Annotated in this window: 1 protein-coding gene; it reads left to right on the top strand. The window is 28.8% G+C overall.

Features of this window, described 5'->3' with window-relative positions:
- Positions 1–59: 59 nt before the first annotated feature.
- A partial coding sequence (locus DWW96_RS13535) for a hypothetical protein (RefSeq protein ID WP_147339840.1) occupies positions 60–431 on the top strand: 372 nt, incomplete at its 3' end.

The raw sequence follows: 431 nt of genomic DNA, 5'->3' as shown, positions 1-431 counted from the left end.
ATGATATTTTTGAGTAACTAAATAATGTGAAATAATAATAGAGAGAGGAGACAATAATTATGTCAAAGAAGGTAAGAGGTAAGGCTTTAATATTATTAATGGTATCTGTTTTGACAATGATGTGTCTTAATGTATATGGAAATACTACAAAGGTTACATATCAAGATGGATATTTAATGTTTGGAACATGGAACGGAAATGGAAATGCAACTGTAACAATAGGCAACGATTATTTGACAAAAGGTTCGGATGTTGCTAAATATAATGAATTTGAATATTTGGAATGTAATAAGAATACAGTTTCAAATAGTCATTTTTCTGTAGCAGAACAGAATGGAAATGTTGTTATTAGTTTAAATGAAAGTTATCTAAAAAGTTTGCAGGATGGAATGTACTCATTTAAAGCTGTATTTGCTAAGGCGATTATTCCT

The organism is Eubacterium sp. AF17-7, assembly GCF_003461285.1.
GTDB lineage: Bacteria > Bacillota > Clostridia > Lachnospirales > Lachnospiraceae > Eubacterium_U > Eubacterium_U album.
The sequence above is the reverse complement of the archived record's forward strand: the minus strand, read 5'-3'. Positions and strand labels throughout refer to the sequence as shown.